19 protein-coding genes, 2 tRNA genes and 1 pseudogene are annotated in these 19,397 nt (G+C 38.1%); 7 read left to right on the top strand and 15 right to left on the bottom strand.

What is annotated here, in order from left to right:
* The first annotated feature begins 303 nt into the window (after positions 1 to 303).
* The 3 genes from ACVWYN_RS04715 (at position 304) to ACVWYN_RS04705 (ending at position 2,655) form a co-directional block, all read left to right on the top strand.
* On the top strand, positions 304 to 2,310 hold the full coding sequence (locus ACVWYN_RS04715; protein ID WP_457287678.1) for an HD family phosphohydrolase: 2,007 nt from the start codon (positions 304 to 306) through the stop codon (positions 2,308 to 2,310).
* A 63-nt stretch (positions 2,311 to 2,373) separates the two neighbouring features.
* Positions 2,374 to 2,460, top strand: a tRNA-Ser gene (locus ACVWYN_RS04710).
* 121 nt (positions 2,461 to 2,581) lie between these two features.
* A tRNA-Pro gene (locus tag ACVWYN_RS04705) sits at positions 2,582 to 2,655 on the top strand.
* 371 nt (positions 2,656 to 3,026) lie between these two features.
* On the opposite strand, the pseudogene ACVWYN_RS04700 reads toward ACVWYN_RS04705, so the two are convergent.
* The 11 genes and pseudogenes from ACVWYN_RS04700 to ACVWYN_RS04650 form a co-directional block, all read right to left on the bottom strand.
* Positions 3,027 to 3,236 (bottom strand): annotated as a pseudogene (locus ACVWYN_RS04700) (TerB family tellurite resistance protein); the annotation flags it as partial.
* A gap of 43 nt (positions 3,237 to 3,279) precedes the next feature.
* Positions 3,280 to 3,924: a hypothetical protein gene (locus tag ACVWYN_RS04695; RefSeq protein ID WP_457287677.1), complete on the bottom strand. Its 645-nt coding sequence runs from the start codon at positions 3,922 to 3,924 to the stop codon at positions 3,280 to 3,282.
* Entirely contained in the window at positions 3,911 to 4,648 is a 738-nt protein-coding gene (locus tag ACVWYN_RS04690; RefSeq protein WP_457287676.1) for a conjugal transfer protein TraI, read from the bottom strand. The genes ACVWYN_RS04695 and ACVWYN_RS04690 overlap by 14 nt, the downstream gene beginning before the upstream one ends.
* Positions 4,649 to 4,654: 6 nt before the next feature.
* Positions 4,655 to 7,117, bottom strand: coding sequence for a TraG family conjugative transposon ATPase (locus ACVWYN_RS04685; protein ID WP_457287675.1), 2,463 nt, complete (start codon positions 7,115 to 7,117; stop codon positions 4,655 to 4,657).
* Between the two features lie 4 nt (positions 7,118 to 7,121).
* Positions 7,122 to 7,487 (bottom strand): DUF4133 domain-containing protein, encoded by a 366-nt coding sequence (locus ACVWYN_RS04680; protein WP_457287674.1) that lies wholly within the window; start codon positions 7,485 to 7,487, stop codon positions 7,122 to 7,124.
* Between the two features lie 2 nt (positions 7,488 to 7,489).
* Positions 7,490 to 7,834 (bottom strand): DUF4134 domain-containing protein, encoded by a 345-nt coding sequence (locus ACVWYN_RS04675; protein ID WP_457287673.1) that lies wholly within the window; start codon positions 7,832 to 7,834, stop codon positions 7,490 to 7,492.
* A 49-nt stretch (positions 7,835 to 7,883) separates the two neighbouring features.
* Positions 7,884 to 8,405, bottom strand: coding sequence for a hypothetical protein (locus ACVWYN_RS04670; protein ID WP_457287672.1), 522 nt, complete (start codon positions 8,403 to 8,405; stop codon positions 7,884 to 7,886).
* 119 nt (positions 8,406 to 8,524) lie between these two features.
* On the bottom strand, positions 8,525 to 9,388 hold the full coding sequence (locus ACVWYN_RS04665; protein ID WP_457287671.1) for an RteC domain-containing protein: 864 nt from the start codon (positions 9,386 to 9,388) through the stop codon (positions 8,525 to 8,527).
* 229 nt (positions 9,389 to 9,617) lie between these two features.
* Entirely contained in the window at positions 9,618 to 10,514 is an 897-nt protein-coding gene (locus ACVWYN_RS04660) for a response regulator transcription factor (protein ID WP_457287670.1), read from the bottom strand.
* 27 nt (positions 10,515 to 10,541) lie between these two features.
* Entirely contained in the window at positions 10,542 to 11,120 is a 579-nt protein-coding gene (locus ACVWYN_RS04655; RefSeq protein ID WP_457287669.1) for a GNAT family N-acetyltransferase, read from the bottom strand.
* Between the two features lie 212 nt (positions 11,121 to 11,332).
* Positions 11,333 to 11,569, bottom strand: coding sequence for a helix-turn-helix transcriptional regulator (locus ACVWYN_RS04650; protein ID WP_457287668.1), 237 nt, complete (start codon positions 11,567 to 11,569; stop codon positions 11,333 to 11,335).
* Between the two features lie 316 nt (positions 11,570 to 11,885).
* On the opposite strand from ACVWYN_RS04650, the gene ACVWYN_RS04645 reads away from it, so the two are divergent.
* The 4 genes from ACVWYN_RS04645 to ACVWYN_RS04630 all read left to right on the top strand — a co-directional run bounded on the left by ACVWYN_RS04645 (position 11,886) and on the right by ACVWYN_RS04630 (position 14,824).
* A complete protein-coding gene (locus ACVWYN_RS04645; protein WP_457287667.1) occupies positions 11,886 to 12,764 on the top strand; it encodes a HEPN domain-containing protein in 879 nt (292 codons plus the stop codon).
* A gap of 220 nt (positions 12,765 to 12,984) precedes the next feature.
* Entirely contained in the window at positions 12,985 to 14,049 is a 1,065-nt protein-coding gene (locus tag ACVWYN_RS04640) for a hypothetical protein (protein ID WP_457287666.1), read from the top strand.
* Positions 14,050 to 14,051: 2 nt separating this feature from the next.
* Positions 14,052 to 14,438 carry a LytR/AlgR family response regulator transcription factor gene (locus ACVWYN_RS04635; protein WP_457287665.1) on the top strand — a complete coding sequence of 129 codons (387 nt, stop codon included), beginning with the start codon at positions 14,052 to 14,054 and terminating at the stop codon, positions 14,436 to 14,438.
* A gap of 20 nt (positions 14,439 to 14,458) precedes the next feature.
* Complete coding sequence (locus ACVWYN_RS04630) at positions 14,459 to 14,824, top strand: hypothetical protein (RefSeq protein WP_457287664.1); 366 nt, start codon at positions 14,459 to 14,461, stop codon at positions 14,822 to 14,824.
* A gap of 168 nt (positions 14,825 to 14,992) precedes the next feature.
* On the opposite strand, the gene mobC (ACVWYN_RS04625) is transcribed toward ACVWYN_RS04630, so the two are convergent.
* The 4 genes from mobC (ACVWYN_RS04625) to ACVWYN_RS04610 all read right to left on the bottom strand — a co-directional run bounded on the left by mobC (ACVWYN_RS04625) (position 14,993) and on the right by ACVWYN_RS04610 (position 19,157).
* Complete coding sequence (gene mobC, locus ACVWYN_RS04625) at positions 14,993 to 17,020, bottom strand: conjugal transfer protein MobC (RefSeq protein WP_457287663.1); 2,028 nt, start codon at positions 17,018 to 17,020, stop codon at positions 14,993 to 14,995.
* 45 nt (positions 17,021 to 17,065) lie between these two features.
* Positions 17,066 to 18,298, bottom strand: a complete 1,233-nt coding sequence (locus ACVWYN_RS04620) for a relaxase/mobilization nuclease domain-containing protein (RefSeq protein WP_457287662.1) — start codon at positions 18,296 to 18,298, stop codon at positions 17,066 to 17,068.
* On the bottom strand, positions 18,280 to 18,690 hold the full coding sequence (gene mobC / locus ACVWYN_RS04615) for a plasmid mobilization relaxosome protein MobC (protein WP_457287661.1): 411 nt from the start codon (positions 18,688 to 18,690) through the stop codon (positions 18,280 to 18,282). The genes ACVWYN_RS04620 and mobC (ACVWYN_RS04615) overlap by 19 nt, the downstream gene beginning before the upstream one ends.
* Before the next feature lie 194 nt (positions 18,691 to 18,884).
* Positions 18,885 to 19,157 (bottom strand): helix-turn-helix domain-containing protein, encoded by a 273-nt coding sequence (locus tag ACVWYN_RS04610; RefSeq protein WP_457287660.1) that lies wholly within the window; start codon positions 19,155 to 19,157, stop codon positions 18,885 to 18,887.
* Positions 19,158 to 19,397: the final 240 nt, after the last annotated feature.

Raw genomic sequence — 19,397 nt, 5'->3', positions numbered from 1 at the left:
GATCCGCGCAAGTTATGGGCTGCCTTCCCACATGTTCTACCTAAATGCCTTATTTCTCCCACAATTGTCCCTAAAAAGAATCATTTAGTGGGAGAAAGGTGGGATTTATGTGGGAGAAAGTAGGGACAAGCCTATAGCAACTAAGGCCCAAGGCCCCATTTTGCTCAGTATATAAATGAAGGGAGTGCCAAAAAATTATCTTATTTTTGAATAAATCAATCTAAAATCGTTTTGGCTAAAATCGAAAAGAATTCTCGTAGAGTGCTTTACAGAAAGTACTCATCCAACATTAAGTATTTGACGATGGTGTTTTCTGTTTTTCTGATTACGGCTTTTTTGCCTAAGCAACCCCGCTTTAGGTATGAATTTGAAAAAGGGGAAATCTGGAAGAACAAAGACCTGGTAGCACCATTCAGCTTTGCCATTTTAAAGACTACACCCCAGGTAGCTATTGATAAAAAGGATGCTTTAGATAATATATTGCCCATTTATACTTTCAATACCGAAATGGTTAAAGGAGTAGAAGATGCTTATTTAAGCGAGTTTGATGTAAAATGGAGAAGTATTGCATTACCAGAGAGTGAAAAGGAGGGCTATAAAAAATATTCTTTTAATCTGCTCAAGTCGATCTACGAGAAAGGCATCATCGCCATTAATGCGAAACATCAAAAGAAGGTTAAGAATTATGATTTTTCCCTGGTTCAAAATAACGTGAGTAAAACACAAAGCTCGGGTGATTTTTTTACTGTTCAATCTGCCCTTGATTACTATGGCAATACGTTTAAGTCTGTAAATCTAAAAGTTAGGGAAGCCGTACTAAACCTGGTTGAAGATCATTTACAGGCAAACATAGTTTTTAACGAGAAACTAACTGTAATGGTGCAGAGAAATGCAGTCAACAGTTTGTCTACCACCAGAGGTATGGTTCAAAAAGGCGAGCTCATTATTGCAAAAAATAATGTAATCGATGAGGAGGTATATCAGAAGCTCCAATCTTTTAAAGAAATATACGAGGCCCAAACCAAAACCATAGGGGATAGCAAACTTGTTTATTTCGGTCAGATTTTGCTGGTAGGCTTTATTGTAAGTCTGCTGATGGTATTTCTTAAGCTGTTTAGGAAAGATATTTTTGCCGATAACAGGCAGCTTACGCTAATTTTACTGGTAACCACCACCATGTTGCTTTCTTTAACATGGGCCATAAAGTTGAATTTGCCAAGTTTGTATTACATCCCATTTTGTATTGTACCCATCGTTATCAGGATCCTTTTTGATACCAGGCTGGCGCTCTATTTGCATTTACTGGTAATACTGATTGCGGGATTTTTTGTGCCCAATAGCTTTGAGTTTGTGTTTTTTCAAACCACTGCAGGTATGGTAGCTATATATAGCATCAGGAACCTCATTAAGAGAGAACAATTACTGTTGTCTGCACTGTTTATACTTTCTGCTTACTTTATTTCTTTTGTAGGCATCGCACTGCTGCGGGAGGGTTCCATAACAAATATTGAATGGGGAAATTTTGTTCCCTTTGTCGTTAGCGTACTACTTTCATTACTGGCCTATCCATTGATTTATGCATTTGAGCGTGTGTTTGGGATTACATCAGATATTGCTTTGATAGAATTAACCAATACCAATAATAAACTTTTGCGGGAGTTGGCCTTTAAGGCGCCGGGTACATTCCAGCACTCTCTACAGGTGGCCAATCTTGCTGAGGCAGCTATTTTTAAGATTGGTGGAAACTCCTTGCTGGTAAGGGCAGGGGCACTGTACCATGATATTGGAAAGATTGAAAACCCACAATACTTTATTGAGAATCAAAATACGGCTGTTAGTCCGCATGATAAGCTTCCTTACGAGCAAAGCGCACAGATTATCATTAAGCACGTCCACAAGGGAATAGAAATTACGCGCCGGCATCAGATGCCAGAAAGTGTGATCGATTTTATCAGAACGCATCATGGAAACACACGGGTAGATTATTTTTACCAAAGTTTTTTAAAGAATTCACCGGAAAAATTTGTTGATGAGAACATTTTCAGGTATCCCGGACCGATCCCTTTCTCTAAAGAGACGGGTGTTTTAATGCTGGCAGATTCGGTGGAAGCCGCATCCAGGAGTCTGAAAAATCCGGATGCACAAAGCATCAATGCATTGGTTGAACGTATAATTAACTATAAACTGGAGCAGGACCAGCTAAATAATTGCGATATTACGTTAAAAGATATAGAAACTATAAAGCTGATTTTCAAGACAATGCTTATGAGTATCTATCATGTGCGGATAGATTATCATCAAACACTGTAATTTTTCTTTGCAAACATCAATGAATTGCTATATTTGCAACCTCAAAAGGGAGCTTTTGAGATTGGAGGGATGCCTGAGTGGCCGAAAGGAACAGTTTGCTAAACTGTCGTACTGGCAACGGTACCGAGGGTTCGAATCCCTCTTCCTCCGCTTAAATTTGTTGATGTAGTTGATACATTAATATAGTTTAAACAAAGTTAGATTATACCAGTTTAAAGTCTAACTTTGCAATCCCTTCGAAAAAGGGAATTAAAAAAAGAAGATACCAGTTCGGGGTGTAGCGTAGCCCGGTATCGCGCCTGCTTTGGGAGCAGGAGGTCGTAGGTTCGAATCCTGCCACCCCGACAATTAGACTAACTAAAAGTCGGCTAAACCCCTTTAATTGTATGATTAAAGGGGTTTTTTGTTGTTTTATAATTTTCTTTCATACCAATTTATACATATAATATCAAGATAAATGTGCCCTATTCGGTGTCCTTTTTTTAATATTTAAATTGGGGCACAAATACCATATTAATCAATTGATAGTCAGAACGTTTTGGTGTTTATTTTGCCCCAATTTGAATGCTTTTAGTGCCCCTTTTTAGGATAGGGCACGAAAAGTATGGCGGTCCGGATGCGGCCCATCAAAGTTTTACCCCAGTACAAAAGGCCATAAGCTTCCGATAAAGTTGAAGTGATACCAGATGTTCGTCAGGCATATGCCATGACCTCACCTCAAGGAATACCTCATGTAAAGAGAAATTGCCCTGTGAAATATTTTTTACCGCATTGTAGCCATTAGTGACTATGGTATAGCCTTTTTTCATATCAGAAAGGATGTTTTTTAACTGGCTCAATTTTTCCACATTCAGCAGCAATTGCTGTACTTCGGTGGATTGTGCTCTGGAAGGCAATACCGCTACGGTCAACAATAGGCATAGCATGCCATGCTGAAAAGCTTTCAGCATTGGTCTTTCTGTTCTTAATTTATGGGTTTCCATATAGTTTTTTTAAATGGTTAATAGATTTCTGTTCGTTCTCCCTCTGTTGGACGAGTAGGCTTACATCAGCAGTAAAACTTTGGGTAAATGCGGATTTATCCTTCATCGCCACATAAATTTTGTCCAGTCTAGTAATGCGCTCATCGTCTGTCATTTCTACTTTGCCTGATGTAATCACCAATAGCAGTTCCTCCAGATCGTTCAGGCATTCTTCCATCACTTTATCCTTTACTTCTTTGAGGTATTGCTGATTAGTGGCAGATAAGGATTCGTTATTACTGGCACCATTAAATGCGCTACCGATAGCTAGCTGATAGGCAATAATTTGGGCAACTTTACCACTGTTTTTGATGGCTGGACTAGCGGTTTTCAGCGAGGAAATAAAAGTATGGTGCAGGTTGAACTCGCCATTTTTCAAATCCTTTATCGTACCAAGCCCGGAACTTGCAATATCATAACCTTTTTTAAGGTAGCCAGTATATAGTTTTAGAGCTACAAGCTGCTCGATCAGGTATTTTTTCTGCGTTTTCTTCTGGTTAAAGAATTCTGCCAAGGTTTGCCCAAAACTGGTTGTGGTAGAAAAAAGCATCAACATCAGGCATACTATGATTTTTAGCTTAATTGATTCCATACAGTTCTTTTAAAATGGCTACTTCGTCCAGTGATTTTGCCCTTTGGATACTTAACATGCTGTTCTGCGTATTGAAAGTTTTGAGGTCGCTGTAATTGGCATCCATCTGGTTAGCGGCAACATTAATGATTTCAAGCCTTTTGGCATCGCTCATCTGTGTCTTGAATGAGTTCACCACCAGTAAAATTTGATCTAAATTCTTAATGCTTTCATCCAATATGCCCGAATAAACTTTCTGCATGTACTCCAGTTCATCGCCAGAGAAATGCTTGTCTTTTTGGAATAGTCCCCAGGCCCATTTGTATTCATCAACAATGGCTACCTGTTTTTCTGTTAAATCTTTAATACGCTTGTAGTAGGCAATGGCTGATTTGACTTTCCACAGTTCTTCATAATAATTTTTGTACAGGTCTTTTTGCCTTTCTGTCCAATCGGCAATTTCTGTTAACTTTAATTTGGACAACTGGTTTTCCAACACCTTTTGGGCGTTCTGCAACCAGATGGTTTCGTTCTGTAGGCGTTGGACTTTCAAGTCAACCGCCTTGATTACTTTTTTTACTCCGGCCTTGATAACTTCCAATACCGCTATCTGCGCATTTGCCCCGGTGGGCAGGGACACAAATAAGGTCATGGCACTTACAGGCAGGATAACCATATACTTTTTCATGATTTTCTTGATTAGACCGATGCAAGGGATTGCACCGATTTTGTGAATTGATTTCATAACTGATTATTGTTTGTTTTTTAATTCGCTGGCCAGTACGGCTATGCCCTTCTGTATGCTTCCGTACTTGATGGCATATTCCTGCACCTGCATCTTTTCGCTTTCTTCGGTGGTGTAGGCAAGGTATTCGCTCATGGAAACCTCCGTTCGGTATACTTTACTGGACTGTCCTCCCAATGAAATAAATACCTCCTTGTATTTTCGTTTGGGATCATTCGCTTTGTTCATTGATAGTATCTGTGCCTTTTCCTTTTCGGTCAGTCCTAAAAGTTCCTGTATCGCATCAAATTTGTTCTGGTATTTGGATTGGTCTAGCAGGATCTTGCAGTCCGAATTGTTGATGATGGCCTGTTTAACAATGGGCGAGCTGATAATATCCTCCACCTCTTGGGTAACCACGATGGCTTCGCCAAAATGCTTTCTTACCGTCTTAAAAAGATATTTTATGTACTCTGCCATACCATCCTTGGCTATCGCCTTCCAACATTCCTCAATGAGCAAAACCTTTCGGACTCCTTTTAGCTTGCGCATCTTGGAAATGAACATCTCCATCAGGATCAGGGTAACAACGGGGAACAGGATCGGATGGTCTTTGATGTTATCCAGTTCTATAACGATAAAAGGCTGGTGCAACAGATCAATATTTTCGGAAGCGTTCAAAAGGTAATCGAACTCTCCACCACGATAGTATGGATTTAGAACATATAGAAAATTGCCTACATCAAAATCCTTTTCCTTGACCTTTCCGTCTTCCAAGACCTGCATATACTCCGACATCAAGAACTCGTAAAAGGAATTGAAACAAGGAAATATATCAGAACGGCTATCAAGATGCGCAAAATATAAGGTCAAGGCATTTGATAATGCTACATACTCACTGCGCCTAAAACTTTCATCGTCCTTTTTCCAGAGTGCCAATAGCAATGTTTTGATGCTCTCTTTTTTTTCGGTATCCAATATATCGCCATCGGTCAGGTAAAAGGGATTGAACTTGATGGGATCATTTTCCGAGTAGGTAAAATAGTAACCGCCTACCAGATCGCACAGACCTTTATAACTGTGACCAACATCTACCAGTACCACATGGGCACCCTGCTCATAATAGCTTCTTATCATGTGATTGGTGAAAAATGATTTCCCGCTTCCACTTGGGCCAAGGATAAACTTGTTTCGATTGGTGGTAAAACCCTGTTTGAGGGGTTCGTCCGAAATATCTACATGTACAGGTCTTCCCGAAAGCCTATCACCCAAACGTAGCCCAAAAGGGCTTACGCTGTTACGGTAACCTATTTCCAGATTGAAAAAGCAGGTCGCCTGTTCTACAAACGTATCAAAGGTGTCGTTCATTGGAAAATCGGCAGCGTTGCCCGGAAGTCCAGACCACCAGATCTGCGCCTGTCCATGGGTTTCCTGTTTGGCCACAGCATCCATCTGCGCCATTGCAGAACCTACCAGATTTTTCAGGTCTTTCGCTTTTTCCGTATCGTCCGACCATGCCAGCACATTGAAATGCGCCTTAACCGGAAGCCTACCAGAGGCAATCGCCTCGTTCAGAAAATCATTGGTTGCATCCCTTGAAATGGTGTTTTCCCTACTATAGGAGGATAAAGATTGTAGCCTTAATTTTTTTGCTTCCAACCGTTTGATGGTTTTTTGCGCATCGCCTATAAAAATATATTGGTTCAGAATGTGGTTACAGTCGAGCAATTGCCCTAGTGGCGATGCAAAACCTATAGAAAACTTGGTTCTGTCGGTACTGTATTTATCGTAGTTGATACGGCTGCCACAAAGTATAGGCATATTCTCTACATCGCAAAGGGTGTACAGTTCACAATGCTTGTCGCCCACACGGATTTCATCTTTGATATGGATGTCACGAACCATAGGCTGTTCACTAGAATTTAAAAGGAAACAATAGCTTTCGATAATGCCTGCCTTGTTTGCCGTTCCCGCAAGCTCATCATCACCCAGCCTTTGCATAGCCACAAAACCGCTATCTTTCAATATCCTTTCAAACTGGCCTGCACTGTCCAGAAAATCCCTGAACAGTATAGGGTCAATAGTTTCGATAGGCACGATAGATTTGCGCAATATGTTGCTATAGGCCGAGCTGGATAGTTTTCTGCCTGATGGTTTCTTGGTCAGAAAAATATAACACTGGTGATCTAAAAAAGGCCTTTCGTTAAAGAAAGCTTCACTGCTTCGGGAAAGGAAACTGTTATCGGTTCTGCCATAATCCGCTTGGTATGTGTTCTGCGTAAACCAGTCCTGTTTATGGAATATGCTGTGTTGGGGCAGCAGTTTGATGGCCTTTACCCAGCTCTGGTGGTAGGCTTCATAATCCCTGTCCGAAAGGGTAAAGATTTCTGGCAGTTCTACATTAAAAGCAATGGTCATATCGCCCTGCATAGATACAATGGCATTATTTTCTACCTTATAGATTGGCAGTATATTTTTAGCTTCTACCATAACCTTAGATTTTAATATTGGGATTTGAGATCCGGTGCCTATCGGATTTAGATTTATGTTTTAACGAGGTAAATAACCGTCTTGAACGGAATTTGAGATGATCTGGCAGCCCACGTTTTGCTATATACTTCATTAGACCGTGTTCGCCGAAGCGGTGGCTTAGGTGGAACGTGATAAAGAGCAATGCCGTACCCAGGCCAACAATCAATGGTAAGATGATAAAAAGGCTGACCCTTGAAATATAAAGTACTGTAAAGGAAATCAGCAGAAGTACTAGGCCTACCCCTAAATAAGCGATATATTGTGCCTTTAGCCCTTTGAACTCAATGGGCTTGGATACGCCCTTGTTGATGTGATAGATACTGGCCATGGCTATATCCCGAAAAATGATTTAAGGACAGTTGCCACCACCACCAAAAAAATACAGCTTCCAAACCAGGCGGCAGCTACTTTATTGGTGTCCGGTTCGCCAGCATTCCATTTGTTGAAGACCTTTATAGCGCCTATGATTCCAACAACTGCACCGATGGCATACATCAGGTCGGTTCCTGTATCGAAATAGCTTTTAACCTTGTTTGTTGCTTCTTGTATTCCAGCATTGCCATCCTGTGCAAAAAGGGAAATGCTGGATAAAATGTTGTAGATACAGAGGGTAAAAGTGATCAGTAATGATTTGGCAATATATTGTTTCTTGGGGTTGTTGAATTGATTTTTCATGTTTTTTGGATTTAAAAGAGTTTATAGCAGTGAAGAACAGATAGGAATGTCAGTCCCAAAGGTTTTCGAGTTCTTCACTAGAAAGATGAAAAGGGGCATGTGCGGCAATAAATTCATTGATGCGCCCGATATTGGGATTGGAGCCAATCTGCCCGTATTTCTCCCGAACAACTTCCATCAGGTTAAAAAAATCCTTTTTATTGCCATCTTCTTTTTCCAGAATGGAAAAGACTTCTTTCAGTTCCTGCAATACATCGGGAACCAGCCCGAGCTGTTGGGTTTTTTCATCAGCGTCAGCAACAAACCCAATGTTGCCCATGCTCACATTACTCGTGCCTTCAGGGATTTTTGGTTTGCCCATCAGTGCTTCTTCACTGTATTGTTCTTCTTCCAAGGTTTCAACGCCATTATCCCACCTGTGCGATAATGCTTCTGGTTTCTGTGGTAATTTTCCACTTAACAACCAATTCAATTTCTCTCGATAAAAGATCAGGATCACTGCTGCATACCAGACCAGCGTGAGTACCAATGTGGCAATCAGGAAAGCTTGCCATGTAAATTGTGCTAACATAATTTCTTTGCTTTATCCCGATGCTACATTGCACCGGGTATTTCTAAAGCAAAGATTTGAACAACCACAATTTTTTATTCGATAGGCGTTCGTAGATACGAACGTTTTTTGGAAAACAATCAGTTTCTCACTGTTGGATGATGGGGTCTGAATGCGTTCTCATCATCAATACGCTGATGCATTGCAGTACGCATCTGGTCGAGATATCGGGTAGGGGAAGCAACTTTCCGATTTCTTATGTCCTTGTAATCACTATAGATCCTTTTAAGGTCGATCTGGAAAACCTTCCCCAGCCATTTGATCATTGTCGAAAGTTCAGTTTTTCCATTATTGATCTGGCCTGTAAAATAAATGCCATAAATAATTTCGGCGAGGTTTACCTTATCGCCTGTCCACTTCATCTCCATAACTGGCTCACCAATAGTGTCGGGTTGGCTGGAAAGATCACCGATCATATTGCACAATGTATCTCTTAACATTTCCATGGCGATGAATTTTGAAAAGAGGTGGTCACAGCTCGTAGAGAAGTTTGGATTGAGTTCGGGTATTTCAGGTATCAAAATACTCTCCACATTTTCTCCACGAATAAAATAAAGGTTATCTAGATCAGTTGCCCCTAAACGATAATATTCATAGTGAAAACTGTGCTGTCTAAAAAAACGTTCGACGAATTCCATTTCTTGAGTGTAATAAGCTTTAAGCTTTTTTTGATCTAAACAAGGTTTATGATTTTCTAAAGAAAATAGTTCTAACTGATATATTAAAAGTGAGTAGAAACGGGGTTTGATATACTTAAAGAAGTATATTTCTTCTTGAGCATTATTAAAAGATTGTTTTTCAACAAACTCTTTCAACTTTTTAATTTTATTACGGATAATCAATAACGTTGCTGTTAATCTTTTCGCACCATCTACCTCATCTGCTAGAACTAAATCTAATTCATCATTAAGCTCACGATAGAGCCTTTCGCTAAACTGTCTCATTAAATAGGTTTTAAATGAACCCGCCCTGCCTGTTTACTGGCCACCATTAATTCACATGTTACGGGAATGAGTAGTTTTTATCCATAGTTCTTTTATTAGTGGTTTTTATAACAATCAGCAACAAAGGTGAGTAGTATAGTTTGGAAAAAAAATAAGTATGGGCACGTATTTTAATACGTAGTTGCCACGTATTTTAAATGTTAAGCGCTAAAATGGCTCATTCTGCGTATCAGGTCTGTACTGTATTGATGGAAAGTTTACTAAAAATATGCTCTGCATGCTTATCAACTGTACGGGGTGAGATAAACAATTTTTCGGCAATATCTCGATATTTCATCCGCTGGCAAATAAGTTGAACTATTTCAGTTTCTTTAGCGGTGAGACCAAAATGTTTGCAATTGGCCTCAATTATTTTTGGGTCACATGACGCCAAATCCATATCTAGCAACAGCTCGCTTTCCTTTCTTGCCTTAGCAACAGATTTAGAGATAAAAATGCACGTGATTATAAGGAAGCCTACATTAGTAAAAAGCACTTCTGTTAATTGGTTCGCTTTAAAGTAGGCAAGGATGGGCATAGAGAGCCAAGGAACTACAGCACAATACACAGCAATCATTTCCATGGTATTTATAGGGCTTCTGTTTTCTGAATATTTTTTTCGAATTGCATTCGTAATAGCCAAAAAAACAATAATTGTATATAGAAATGGTACACCTAATCCATAATTAATTGCAATATCTAAATTTCTATGAATTGAATAAATAACTACAAAGAAAACCAAGTATGGAAGGACTAAAAATAATGGCACCCCGTACAAAGCGTGGAATCTCAATCTCTTGAGGCCAAACCCCCTGTAAAAATAGAAAGGGAAATAGGAGGCCATTAAAAACCCACTGCCATAAGCAATGATATTTTGCGTAATAATAGATATGTTGAATTCGGGATCAGGGAAAAGTCCGCCTGTAATATTGTAAAAAAGTAAGAGGGATAGCAGAATAAGATACCATAACCTGCCTTTGTCTTGTGGTCTAAATAAGTAATAGGTGAACTGATAAAAGAACATAGCAATTTCCAACATCACGAAAGTGAAGGTCACAATATGCATTTCTGTTCCAAAAACTAACATATCTTCTGTTGCTGAGTATTAACATTATTATATTGTGAGCTCTCGTTTCAGAGAAAATAATTTATATCCTAGATCAAGCTCGTTGTATATTTCGAAGCCAAACTTCTTGTACCATGGCAGATTAGTTACCGTTGATGTTTCAAGATAAATTGGGCGTTTCATAGCATTGCTATCTTTTATTATTTCGTCGAGCAGTTTCTTGCCGATCCCGGTATTTTGATATCGGGGATTTACACCTATAAACCACAGATAGTACATGGGGCCTTGGTGTTGTCGGTGTTTAATTTTGCGTTCCCTAGATAATGCTTTTCCTATATTTTCAATTCCTATACAAGAAAATATAAGTTTGATATCCAATAAGGTTGATTTGAGAGTTGTTCGTTTTTTATCTGGATACAAAACTAAAGCACAGGCTTTTTTATCATTGGATAAGTACACTTCTCCAAAGGAATGGCAGAGCTCGTAAGAGTAATCCATTAAGACCTTTACGCGTTGGCGTCTTTTCTCATCATGTTTAATTATAAAACTAACACTTTGGTTGTCGCCAAAAGATTCAGTTAAAATATTAACTACAAGATATTTATCCTCACTAGTTGCTCTTATCATACCAGTTTGATTTACAACAATTTTCTAGCAAAAATTATACCATAACTACTAAGTATTTAGTTTGTTTTTCTTAACTTTTTTCCAACCAAAGAGTTAAGAAAATCTAATTCAAAGCCGCGTCATATGTGTACCACAGTTCGATTTTGATATTCAGACTATGGGATTCTAAATAATATATAAGCATAGATTTTTGTTAAAAGATTGGTTAGCCTTTATGAAATAGGTTTATCAGGAAAGAAATCCTTAATGGAACAATCAAATATGATTGCTAATTTATTAAGATGGTTGATATTATATTTATCATCGGCTTTCACACTCTCTACATTTCCGACAAATTTTGGACTTAGATCCATAGAAACCGAAAGCACGACTTGAGTAATTCCCAAAGCGATGCGCTTTTCTCTTACTTTATCAATCACAAATTGTTCAATTGGGGATAGTTTCAACATTTATAAGCTAAATAAAGGATTTGTAAAATAAATTTACCCAGCCATAGCTTGGAATTGAATATTTTTTGTACATTCGTTTTATAAGAAATTAAGAGTCTTGCGGTACCGAAATCTGAGGCCGTGACGTGAGACAGCAGAATTTCCCACAATCTATCAATAGATGTGTATATTTGCATGTCGAGATAGATTTGGGGTCTGCTGTAATTCCGTGTCACTTAAGGCCTCAGAAACTTTACGGTACCACGGTTGGTAGATCCCAAATTTATCAATCTAATCGTCAAGGCTCATTCTAGTTAAATCAACTAAAATGAGAAATATGGAATTACAACTTTTCAAAACCGTCGATGAACACGCCAGTGATCTCAGGTCTTTTATCAAACTCCTTGCTGATAAATTCAAGCCTATACAGATAATCAGCTTTTCAAATAGGTTGTCCTTTCAGGGAGCTACAGGGTTATTTATTGATCAAAAATTAACCTGTCAAGGTCATTATTGCCTTTTAATGGTAACCGAAACGAACGTTCGGATAGATCATGAAGTTCAAGACTATTGTAATTCAATGTACAATAATGGAACAATTACGATTCTCTCGCATGGTCAGGCGTCGATTAAGGATGCCATTGAAAAGAATAATCGATTCTTTATCAACGTATATGCCTCTGGGCAACTACTTTATAGCCATGATGGAATAAGTTTGCTCAGTCTAAGTGTCAGATTTAATCCCACTCAAATAGCAATAAAGGCTAAAAAGCACTATGAACACCGCATAAATCTAGCTGATGGATTTTTAACAGGTGCTAGGGAATGTTTGCAAAACCAACAGTATAACGTATGTACGTTTATGTTGCATCAAGTGGTGGAGCAGTGTTGCATTGGATTAATTCGTGTATTCTTAGCTTACCGATCAGAAGTACACAATCTGAATAGATTGCTGCGATTATGTGGTTCTTTTTCTAATATTCCTTATTCATGGTTTTTAACTGGTCGATTATTCGAGGAAAAATTACTTGAAATACTTGTCAGGAGCTATTCACAAGCAAGATACGGGCAAAGTTTTTCGGTCGACGAGATAGATGCTAAATGTCTCTTTGAAAAAATTTCTGCATTCGTGCAATTGACCAGAGAAATGTGCGAACTGAAAATTTCGGAGTTTGAAAACAGTCTAATCAAAGAAAGTGAGGTTGAAAATGGATAATCTCATAAATAAAATTCCCGCTTCTAGATTCTTTAACCTGCCATTTGAAAGAGGTACGCTGAGGCTAACGCTTGAAACCTTGAACAGCCATTCAGAATTCAGGATACCTACCCGTCCACACTTATCAATTAAAATTCGAAAAATCTATTTTAAGGATGAATTGTTAACACTGGGAATAATACTTGGTGAGGAAGCAGAGGAAAGGGTTTACTTAAAAGTAATGAAGGAGAAATTATTGGTTTGCTGTAGTGTCGATACAGACGAAACCAATCTAAGTCGATATTCCTATTATGCCCTATATAGATTTATGTCCATTTATGACTATTGCAATTTTGACAAATATTATTGGCCAGATTTCTTTAACGAAAAGAATGGCACCAGTAAATACGTTACAGTATTAAATGATAGGCAGGGAATGGATATTTCCCTAAAGCCAAAATATATCTATTTTTTCAAACCCAATGAAAAATTAGAGCTAATAAAAATTGAAACAGTTTTTCGTCGGCCAAAACTATTATTCATGGATAAAAATTTTGTTGATATCCAAAATAGCAATGGGATAGGTTTTTGCCTTGCAGATACGTTGTTAGGGTCTTTTCATTCTAACCATTATCCATTTTTGATTCCCTATTGTGGGACTTTGACACTCACCAAGAAAGCCATTAAAACATTTACGGCTTTTGTTACTACCGATGACATTTTGGGACTATCAGATTTTTCGCCTATACAAATTGATTTATATAATATATGTGTTAAAATGGGTCTCATTGCTGCTGTGTTAAAGCCGAAGTACGACTGTGCCGAAGAACAAATAGCGGTAATAGAAGAAAGAAACTTAGAAAGATGTAGGCTGTTGTTTACCTTATGGCAAGATGCTATTCCTTACTTAGTGCTACAACCTCTTACTCATCACTATTTTACTTATGGCATGCGGAATATTCGTAACAAGCCAAGAAAGATGGATATGAACCCTTGCTCTTTTTCGTATGAAATTCCAAAAATCTGTTTTTTATGGAAGGACAGAAAAGAATATTTCGAATTAACATACAGATTTAAGGTTGGGAAAAAGATAATGACACCCTCAGAGAACAATACTTCATTTTTTATAAATGATGAAACTGACCCAATTAGATTCTATCTTTTTCAATCGTTTTCCGAATACCAAATCACCTCTTTTTTTGCAGAACGAAAATTCAAAATATTCATATTAAAAGCCCATTTCAAGTTTTTTGAAACTTATTGGAATTGGTTAAGGAGTAATTTTGATGTGGAGTATAGCAGCTGAACATGTGCTACTGTAGAAAATTTATTTTTATCAAGGTCACATCGGATTACAATGCTTTGCACAAAGTTTTTCTTGACGAAATCATAGCATTTGAAGCTAAACGGAATTACGTGATGTTACATTTAAAAGGCAGGCGCATTATGACCTACCTTTCAATTTCAGATGTACCTGAACAGATTCCCTCAATTGAACAATTTGTACGGCTTCACAGAGCATTTATCATAGCTGTGCGCCATATCAAACAGATTAAAAGAGGTCAGGTCACAATGGAAAATGGCTTAAGTTTTATGGTAGGAGACCATTACAGAGATGTATATAATCCCAGTTATCTACTTATATCATCAAGAGTAGTAGGCAGGAAAAAGAAAATTAATCAACCGTTAGTATAAATTAATTGATTATTGAACTCATGGAACGTTTATGTTTAGACTGTGGTACCGCACTGTTCGGAAGGACAGATAAAAAATTTTGTAACGACCTTTGTCGAACACACTACAATAATGCAGCAAAACTGTCTGAGGATAAGTTTTTAAGATTAGTTAACTATACGCTTAGAAAAAATCGCAGGATTTTAAAAGTGGTAAATGAAAGCGGCAAGGCCACAGTTAAAATGCTTACCTTGATTCAACGGGGATTCGACTTTGACTATCACACTCACCGAGTTAGACGAAATGGCAAAACCTACTTATTTTGTTACGAATATGGATATGTTCCGATAGGTGAGGATGAAGTAGTGTTGATTATAGGAAAGCTAAATGAATGCAGATTCATTTGATTTATAATAAAAAATAGTTCTAGCAGATTATGATATTATTTCCCTTTTCGATAGACACAGCTTTAAAATTTCATTGCTTAAAATACACTACATAAATCGCTTCATGAGTTTTGTGGATCAATTATCGGAAATTATGAAGTAAATAGGTCTAAAAATGCTGATTAGCTTTTACATCGACCGTGGCATACTTTTTCCAGAATTCTCCTCCTTTTTTGGGCTTTCTTCTGGCTTTTCCTCTTCTTTAGGCTTTCTGTCGTCTATTTTTTTGAGCTCTATTGTAAATAGTTCTTCAATATCCTGCTTGATCTTTTTATAGTTTTCTTCTATGTCCTGTTCTGTTACTTTTGCAATTACCGGAATAGCCCTATAAGCATCTTCTTCAGCTTTAATGGCTTCATGGTCATTCTGTATCTCGCTATGAAAAACCTTTAGTTTTATCTTTTCGTCTGGATTATCGGCTACAATGCCTACAAACTCACCTGATGATAGCGAAGCAATATTGGAAGCAGGTATGGCATATTCCAGTTGGGTTGATTTGGTGATGGAAGTATCCGCACTATTAATGCTCATGCTGTCCCTATCCTGCATGATCTTGCCGAATGTTTCAGACAATTTTTTGGCGGTATCGCCAGTAACCTGCCCACTGATAATGTTGCCAACTATGCCCGATATTACGTCTGCCTGTTCTGCACCATAATCTTTTTTAAGTTGGCTGAAATCCTGAACGGCCAGCGTGGTGGCCACCCTGTTGCTCCTTGCCGTGGCAATCAGACTATCCATATTATTGAAAAATATGGTGGGAAACTCATCAAAAACCAAACTACTTTTGAGTTGGTCTTTACGGTTTACCAGTTTTATCATCCTTGAGATATAAAGAGAAAGGACTGCGCCATATACCTGTAGTTTCTGCGGATTGTTACCTACACATACAATCTTGGGTTCCTTTGGATTATTCACATCCAGCGTAAAGTCATTTCCAGATAGCACGTAGTAAAGTTGTGGCGATGATAATCTTGCTAATCCAATCTTTGCAGATGCAATCTGTCCCTCTAACTGTTCCTTGGCTTTGTTCTGGAATGCGGATACAAAGGGATTGATGAGTACCTTAATCTCTTCCTCTTCCTGCAGTACAGCAAACAGAGGGTCATAATCTGCCTGCATGAGTTCTATAACGTGAGGAAGGGTGCAATATCTACCATCTTCGTACCGTTTTAAATACCAGATAATGGCTGTTAAAAAGTTGATTGGACTTTCTACAAAGAAATCGCCCTGTTTTTTAATCCAATCTCTGTTCAGACCAAGCATAATGGTACGGCTCGCTTCTGTCGCATCGGTTATATCATCCATTCCAGCAGGGTCAAGCGGATTGCAACGGTGGCTACGGCTTAGATCATCGAAATTGATGATATAAAAAGATGGTTTGATCTTGTAGCTATCCTTGTATTTTAGCAGTTTGTTGTAGGCTATTTTTGAAAGGTCATCATACTTAAAATCGTAGATGAACATGGTAAAACCTTTCCTGATGTGCTGGTCAATGATGTGCCTAATTACAAAATAGGATTTACCTGCTCCTGGTGTTCCAGCAATGAGCATACCACGAAAAGGGTTAATAAAATTGATCCAACTGTTCCTAACCTTGTTTTTTAACCGATATTTTGCCGGTAGATTGATCGAATATTCATTTTCCAAAAGCCGTTCTTCCTGTGGAAAGGTCTCATTGTCGGTATTAAAAATATCTGTTTTCAGCTTGTCTCTAATCAGTCTTGACAATAGGCCACCGCCCGTGAGTATAAGCATATAACCAATAGAGGTAATACCTATATAGAGTGTAGCTGTAATATTTTGGACAACATTTAGGTAGAAGCATAATACGCTAATGAAATATAATAACAATCCTGTAAGCAGATAGGCTATAATGGCATTTACCTGTATCTTTTCATCTTTCTTCCCCTTAACTCCAATAAGCGATATAACTAAAAAAAGCAATGCGGCAAGTTTGGAATTGGTCATGCTATTGAACAATCCTGTTTTTGCAATATTGGTGATGATACGGTCGCTGATCTCTGCTGTAAAATTCCATTGCTTAAATGCTGCATAACAGCAGAGGTAGAAATGGATGCTCAATATGAAAATGCTGATTAAGCGTGTAAAATCTATGATCTTTCTTAGCCCTTGTATATCCTCTCCAGTGTTCATTTTAATTGGTGTTTAATGTGAAATATAGGTGTAGAAATTGGCTGACTACCTTGAAAATCCTTGTCCCTGTTTTCTTTTCTTCTTTTTTTGATCTGTAGTTGGTGCATAATCGGTTTCTGCTCGCCCTAACAGGTCTTTCAGGTAATTAGTCGGTGCCAGTGGTTCGAGATAGGTCTTGTTGCTTTCCCCATTTGTTTGTTTGAGATAGGTTTTTAGTTTATCCGTATTACCGAAACGTTCGATTAATGCTTTTGCGCTATATGCCTTGCCTAAATCTCTACCATTGAATACGGTCTTATTGTTATGGTCAATAAAAGTTGAACCATAAACAAAACCCTGCTCACTCTGGCGGAATGTTACCACTATTTTTTGTTTTCGCAGTTCGCTAACAAATGTTGTTCTGGTGAGTATTTCATATTTGTTTAACAGTTGATCAATACATTTCTTTAATCCATCCCTGTATGGTTTTCTTTTTTCAATATTCTTTGCAAACTTGGGCTTTAGTGCAGATAGGGTAGGTGTATTATAGATTGAGCTAGCCTTAATAGATACCCCAACTTGTTTGCTGCTCGCATCAATTATAGAATAGATTAGTCCATTTTTCTGGAACATATGAGTATCTTCCAAACCCCGATCAGCAATTACATTGAACTGTTTTAATATCGCGTTAAATTCTGCAAGAGAAGTAAAGCAATAACTACTAACCACACTGTTCACTATGTTTGTTATGGCTCTTTTGGTAGCTGACTTACCATAAACCGCTTTTTCCAAATCGGCTGGTTTTATCCCCAAACCATCGCTTAATTTTCTTCCCTCTGCTTTGGTAAGGCTAAAGTCTATTTCGATTTCCTTACGTGCTGCTTCTGATAGCGTTTTACCAATGTTATGGATGTCAATGCGTAGGCTGTCGGATTTGATATTTGTGGTGGTGATATGTAAATGCGGATGGGAAGCATCGGTATGCCTGTAAACCAGATAGGGCTGATCGCCAAACCCGATTTTCTCCATATAGTCCATCGTAATCTGTTGTAGCAGTTCATCATTTAATTTATCACTCTGATCAAAATTCAGGCTGATGTGTATGGCATTGGTCTTAACCTTTCCGTTAAACATGGTCAGGTTTTCAAAGCGCCTAAGCTTATTACCGAAATCCATTTTACTGATTTCGCCCGCAAATCCATTGGCTAAAATCAGTCGTGCTTGCCCTTGATCTACCTTGTTTTCATTGTAGTGCAACATGCCTCTGATGCTCTTGCCACTCACGATTTTTGCAACCATTTTTCTGCCAATTGAGATATAATGATGAGCAGCCTTTCTACTTTTTCATCAACTTTTTTATAAAGGTCTGCTACTTTAATCACGTAGAATGCCCTATGTGTTTCTACCTTGTCCTGGTTAAAGCTGCGAGTGATCTGGTTGATGTTGATACCAATGGCTTTTAACTCTTTGCGGATTAGTGCCATTTCCTCCATTGGCGCATGTATGGAAACATCTCTATAAAAACAGTTTATCTTTTCGTTGGAAAGGATTTTTCTCGCCACCTCGGCAATGCTTTGGCAGTCGCTTTCACTATACAATTTATCTAGCTTTTTGAAAAGCTCTTCTGATACCCTGATAATGAGGTTGTGGCTTAATATAGCGTCTTGGTCTTTTAGTTTTTTCCTTGGCATGATTGGCAGCTCTTTTATGAAGTTCCAGACTTTGCGAGTTCCGAGCAAAGTCCCGGCCTCAAGGACGGCAAGATGTTTTTGCGCATGCAAAAATACATCTTGCTATGACCACGCGGTTATGCACGTAGCCATTCCTAAAGTGATTTTGAACTTCGGCTTGTGATTGATGAATGGTAATTAAAAAAGATTGTGATCTAACTTCGGTTGCCTTCCAGCAGGCCTTTGATATCGTCATTTTTATAGTACATCAAACCGCCAATTTTTGAGTAGGGGATTGTGCCGTTGATACGCAAAGTTTGCAATGTACTTGGGGAGATTTTAAGTATTTCTCTAACCTCGTAACTCTTTAGCCACTCCTTGTTGGATTCTAGAAGTTTAGGTTTTCTCAATGCTTCTTTTAAATCCTGTAATAATTCTGACTTGAATTGTTTAAGGTCTTCCTTTGTAATAAATTCTATTGTTGCCATAATGTTTTTGATTAATTTTTTCAAATTGTATGGCAAAGGAAAGGGGATGTGGCGGGATTGGTTCGATAGAGGTTCGTGGGTACGTACGAATATCTTTTAATTCATTTTTAAGATTTTTGTATGATTATTCAATAAATAAACCTAATAACCTGAGTTCGATTAATAAAATCGGAACAAAACGGTAAATATCGATAAAGAAATAGTAGATAAATTGGTAATATTCAGTAGAATTTTATATAT

Source organism: Pedobacter sp. UYP24 (genome assembly GCF_054057295.1).
This window is presented reverse-complemented; position numbering and strand designations above follow the sequence as displayed.

Excerpts from the sequence above, each read along its gene's own strand:
- ACVWYN_RS04610 (WP_457287660.1), bottom strand. The coding sequence starts at position 19,157 with ATGGCAACAATAGAATTTATTACAAAGGAAGACCTTAAACAATTCAAG.
- ACVWYN_RS04695 (WP_457287677.1), bottom strand. The coding sequence starts at position 3,924 with ATGGAATCAATTAAGCTAAAAATCATAGTATGCCTGATGTTGATGCTT.
- ACVWYN_RS04655 (WP_457287669.1), bottom strand. The coding sequence starts at position 11,120 with ATGATAAGAGCAACTAGTGAGGATAAATATCTTGTAGTTAATATTTTA.
- ACVWYN_RS04685 (WP_457287675.1), bottom strand. The coding sequence starts at position 7,117 with ATGGTAGAAGCTAAAAATATACTGCCAATCTATAAGGTAGAAAATAAT.
- ACVWYN_RS04645 (WP_457287667.1), top strand. The coding sequence starts at position 11,886 with ATGGAATTACAACTTTTCAAAACCGTCGATGAACACGCCAGTGATCTC.
- ACVWYN_RS04630 (WP_457287664.1), top strand. The coding sequence starts at position 14,459 with ATGGAACGTTTATGTTTAGACTGTGGTACCGCACTGTTCGGAAGGACA.
- mobC (WP_457287663.1), bottom strand. The coding sequence starts at position 17,020 with ATGAACACTGGAGAGGATATACAAGGGCTAAGAAAGATCATAGATTTT.
- ACVWYN_RS04665 (WP_457287671.1), bottom strand. The coding sequence starts at position 9,388 with ATGAGACAGTTTAGCGAAAGGCTCTATCGTGAGCTTAATGATGAATTA.
- ACVWYN_RS04715 (WP_457287678.1), top strand. The coding sequence starts at position 304 with ATGGTGTTTTCTGTTTTTCTGATTACGGCTTTTTTGCCTAAGCAACCC.
- ACVWYN_RS04675 (WP_457287673.1), bottom strand. The coding sequence starts at position 7,834 with ATGAAAAATCAATTCAACAACCCCAAGAAACAATATATTGCCAAATCA.
- mobC (WP_457287661.1), bottom strand. The coding sequence starts at position 18,690 with ATGCCAAGGAAAAAACTAAAAGACCAAGACGCTATATTAAGCCACAAC.
- ACVWYN_RS04670 (WP_457287672.1), bottom strand. The coding sequence starts at position 8,405 with ATGTTAGCACAATTTACATGGCAAGCTTTCCTGATTGCCACATTGGTA.
- ACVWYN_RS04690 (WP_457287676.1), bottom strand. The coding sequence starts at position 4,648 with ATGAAATCAATTCACAAAATCGGTGCAATCCCTTGCATCGGTCTAATC.
- ACVWYN_RS04680 (WP_457287674.1), bottom strand. The coding sequence starts at position 7,487 with ATGGCCAGTATCTATCACATCAACAAGGGCGTATCCAAGCCCATTGAG.
- ACVWYN_RS04620 (WP_457287662.1), bottom strand. The coding sequence starts at position 18,298 with ATGGTTGCAAAAATCGTGAGTGGCAAGAGCATCAGAGGCATGTTGCAC.
- ACVWYN_RS04660 (WP_457287670.1), bottom strand. The coding sequence starts at position 10,514 with ATGTTAGTTTTTGGAACAGAAATGCATATTGTGACCTTCACTTTCGTG.
- ACVWYN_RS04650 (WP_457287668.1), bottom strand. The coding sequence starts at position 11,569 with ATGTTGAAACTATCCCCAATTGAACAATTTGTGATTGATAAAGTAAGA.
- ACVWYN_RS04640 (WP_457287666.1), top strand. The coding sequence starts at position 12,985 with ATGAAGGAGAAATTATTGGTTTGCTGTAGTGTCGATACAGACGAAACC.
- ACVWYN_RS04635 (WP_457287665.1), top strand. The coding sequence starts at position 14,052 with ATGTGCTACTGTAGAAAATTTATTTTTATCAAGGTCACATCGGATTAC.